This is a genomic window from Mesorhizobium sp. M7A.F.Ca.AU.001.01.1.1, assembly GCF_004022735.1.
In the GTDB taxonomy this organism is placed as follows: domain Bacteria; phylum Pseudomonadota; class Alphaproteobacteria; order Rhizobiales; family Rhizobiaceae; genus Mesorhizobium; species Mesorhizobium ciceri.
Window position 1 is genome coordinate 1 of the sequence record NZ_RZPF01000638.1, and the last position, 3,848, is coordinate 3,848.

Here is a 3,848-nt window from a genome sequence, read left to right on the forward strand (position 1 = left end):
CTGCTGGATCGACTGCCTTGCCCGCTTCGAGATCGCGCTGGCTGACGAAGCCATGGCGCTTTAACAGCACCTCCAGCGCCTTGATCCATATCTCGTAGTAGCTCGATGAATAGTAGACAGCCGGATGCAGCGATTCCCGTGCATGCCGGCTCTCGTCGATGTTCCAGGCGCCCATGGCGCCGGCAGTCAGCGTCACGCCGAGCGCCCGCCTTTCCCAGGCGGCATGGAAGTAAGGTTCGTCCTTTTCCGGCGCGACCGGGCCGAAACCCATCTGTCCGCCGAGATCCTGCGGCCCGTTCATGCCGGCTGTTCCGCCAGGCCGGTGCCGATCATCGCATCGCGGCTCACCAGCTCCGCCAGCCGCTCCTCGCTCCAGCCCTCGGTACCCTCGGGCCGCATCGGCACGACGAGATAGCGCAGCTCGGCAGTGGAATCCCAGACGCGGATTTTCTTGTCCGCCGGCAGCGTCAGCCCGAACTCTTCCAGCACGCCGCGCGGATCGATCACCGCGCGCGAACGATAGGGCGGCGCCTTGTACCAGACCGGCGGCAGGCCAAGCACCGACCACGGATAGCAGGAGCACAGTGTGCAGACGACGAGATTATGGGTATCCTGCGTGTTGAACACCGCCTGCATGTGCTCGCCCTGGCGGCCGGTATAGCTCAGCGATGCGATCGCCGCCGTCGCGTCGCGCTTCAGCCAATCGGCAAAGGCAGGATCGCTCCAGGCCTTGGCCACCACCCTGGCGCCGTTGCGCGGCCCGATCTTCGTCTCGTAGGTGTCGACGATGACGTCGATCGCGGCCGGATCGATCAGACCCTTCTGGGCGAGGATCGTCTCCAGCGCACGCACGCGGGCGGCAAACGGATCAAGTTCGTTATCGTGATGATGATCGTGGGACATGGCGACAAATTACGGTTCCGGTGGTGCCACCGCAAGCGCAACGCCTTGGGCCAGCGGCACATGCACTGGCCCTGTCACATCATTCGGCGGCCGCCCGCTGCGGTTCGGGCTGCATGTCTTCCCTCGCCTTGAACAGCGAGAGCTGGTCGACAGTTTCGACCGGACCCGGCTCGCCCTTGCGCTTCGACCAAAGCCCGACCAGCCAGCCCGAGAAATTCTCCATGTAGACATAGATCACCGGCGTCACGAACAGGGTCAGTGCCTGCGAGGCAAGCAGGCCGCCGACAACGGCAACGCCCAGCGGCTGGCGCAGTTCGGCGCTGGCGCCGGTGCCGAGCGCAATCGGGAACGTGCCCATGAGTGCCGCCAGCGTCGTCATCATGATCGGCCTGAAGCGCATCAGGCAGGCCTTGTGGATCGACTCGGTCGCCGACATGCCTTCTCGTCGCAACTCAAGCGCGACATCGACCATCATGATGCCGTTCTTCTTGACGATGCCGATCAGCATCAGGATGCCGATCACCGCGATGACCGACAGATCCATGCCGGCGAAGCGCAGCGCAACGACCGCTCCCAGTACGGCCGATGGCAGGCCGGTGAGGATGGTCAGCGGGTGGATGAAGCTTTCGTAGAGGATGCCGAGCACGATGTAGATGGTCAGGATTGCGCCGCCGACCAGAAAACCCTGGTTGGCCAGCGAATCCTGGAAGGTCTTGGCCGTGCCGGCAAAGGTCGTCGAGATCACCGTCGGCATGCCGATCTGCTCTTTCAGCGCATTGATGCGCGTCACGCTGTCGCCCAGCGCCACGCCCTGCGGCAGATTGTAGGAGATGGTCACGGCTGGAAGCTGGCCGAGCTGGTTGACGGTCAGGGCGCCGGCCGTGCGATCGACGCGGGCGAAGGCGCCGAGCGGAACAAGACTGCCGCTCGCCGTCCTCATCTGGATGGCCAGCATCCGCTCGGGCGACCACTCGATCTTGGGATCGAGCTCGGTGATGACTTCATAGCTGTCGGCCGAACCGAAGATGGTCGAAACCTGGTCGGTGCCGAACCCGCCATAGAGGGCGGAGCGCAACGTGTCGGTATCGATACCGAGTTGGGCGGCCTTGTCGCGATCCACCACCAGCGTCGCCTGCAGCGCATTGTTCTGCAGGTCGCTGGTGACGTCGGTGAAGTTCGCATGGTCGGCCGCCATCGCGTCGTTCAGTTTCTGCGCCCAAATATCGGTGAGGCCGGTATCAAGGCCCTGAACCACGAGCTGGTAGGCGCTTGCGGACGACCGCGAGCCCAGCCTCAAATTCTGCACCGGCTGCATGTAGGTCTCGATGCCCGCCACGCGGGCCAGTTGCTTGCGCAGATCCGCAAGCACCTTCTCGATATCGGGGCGCTGGTCCTTGCCCTTGAGCTGGACGAAGAGCTGCCCCTGGTTGAGCGCGTTGTTGCCGCTGCCCGCCGACCACGCCACATGGTCGACATAGGGCGAATGCGAGAAGACGCTGGCGACCTGCCCTTGCAGCCTGGACATGGCGTCGAACGAGATGTCCTGGCGGGCAATGGTGGTCACCGATATCTGGCCGATATCCTCTTGCGGGAAGAAGCCCTTCGGCGAGATCTGGATCAGCCACACCGACGCTGCCGCGGTGCCGACGAAGACGAGGAACACCAGGAAGGTGTGCCGCAGGCAGAAGCTCAAGACCCTGTCGTAGCCGCGCGTGACGAGGTCCTGCTTGTGACCGGGGCCATGCTTGTCGCGGTCGGCTTTGGTCACCGACAGCAGCCGCGAGCACAGCATCGGCGTCAGCGTCAGCGACACGAACATCGACGCCAGGATGGCGACCGTCACCACCACGGCGAACTCGTTGAAGATGCGCCCGATGACGCCGCCCATCAGCAGCACGGGGATGAAAACCGCCACCAGCGAGATCGAGATCGAGATGATGGTGAAGCCGATTTCGCGCGCGCCCTTCAGCGAGGCGTCGAAGGCCGACAGCCCGTCCTCCTCCATGTGGCGGAAGATGTTTTCAAGCATCACGATGGCGTCGTCAACGACGAGGCCGACCGCCAGCGTCAGGCCCATCAGCGAGATGTTGTCGATGGAAAAGCCGAACAGGAACATCGCGCCGAGCGTGGCGATCAGCGAGATCGGCACCGCCACGGCCGGGATGATTGTCGCCGTCACCCGGCGCAGGAACACGAAGATCACCATGATGACCAGGGCAATGGTGAGCAGCAGCGTGAACTGCACGTCGCTGACCGCCTGCCGGATCGAACTGGAGCGGTCGTTAAGCAACTTGATGTCGGCGGCGGCCGGCATCTGGTCCTTGAAGGACGGCAGCATCGCCTTGACCTTGTCGACGACGTCGACAGTGTTGGCGTCGGGCTGGCGCTGCACGGCCATGATGATCGCGCGGGTGCCATCGTACCAACTTGCGGTCGTGGTCGTCTGCACCGAATCGACCACGCGGGTCACCTCGCCCAGCCGTACCGGGTGACCGTTCTTGGTGGCGATGATGATGTTGGAGAAACCGGCGGCGTCGGTCAGCTGCGTGTTGGCGGTGATGGTGAGCTGCTGCTTGTCGTTCTGGAGCACGCCGAGCGGCGTGTTGCTGTTGGCCGAGGCAACCGCCGCCTGCAGCTGATCGATCGAGATGCCGCGTGCGGCAAGCGCGGTCGGGTCGATCTGGATGCGCACCGCGTATTTCTGCTGGCCGAAGATCGAGACCTGCGCCACGCCGTCGATGGTCGACAGCGACGGCGAGATGACGTTTTCCGCGAACGCATCGAGGTCGGTCAGCGGAACCGTGTCGCTGACCAGCGACATCAAAAGGATCGGCGCGTCGGCCGGATTGACCTTGCGATAGCTCGGCGGCGCCGTCATCTGCGGCGGCAATGATTTCTGCGTGCGCGCGATCGCCGCCTGCACGTCGGCCGCCGCAGATGACGGC

At 64.2% G+C, this 3,848-nt stretch carries 2 protein-coding genes and 1 pseudogene; all 3 read right to left on the reverse strand.

Annotation, left to right across the window (positions count from 1 at the left end; genetic code table 11):
- Positions 1–301 (reverse strand): annotated as a pseudogene (locus EN884_RS28825) (SH3-like domain-containing protein); the annotation flags it as partial.
- Positions 298–903 carry a nitrile hydratase subunit alpha gene (gene nthA / locus EN884_RS28830; protein WP_063168267.1) on the reverse strand — a complete coding sequence of 202 codons (606 nt, stop codon included), beginning with the start codon at positions 901–903 and terminating at the stop codon, positions 298–300. The gene nthA and the pseudogene EN884_RS28825, both read right to left, overlap by 4 nt.
- A 79-nt stretch (positions 904–982) precedes the next feature.
- A partial coding sequence (locus tag EN884_RS28835; RefSeq protein ID WP_164895206.1) for an efflux RND transporter permease subunit occupies positions 983–3,848 on the reverse strand: 2,866 nt, incomplete at its 5' end.

Coding starts and splice junctions, on each gene's coding strand:
- nthA (WP_063168267.1), bottom strand. CDS start 903: ATGTCCCACGATCATCATCACGATAACGAACTTGATCCGTTTGCCGCC.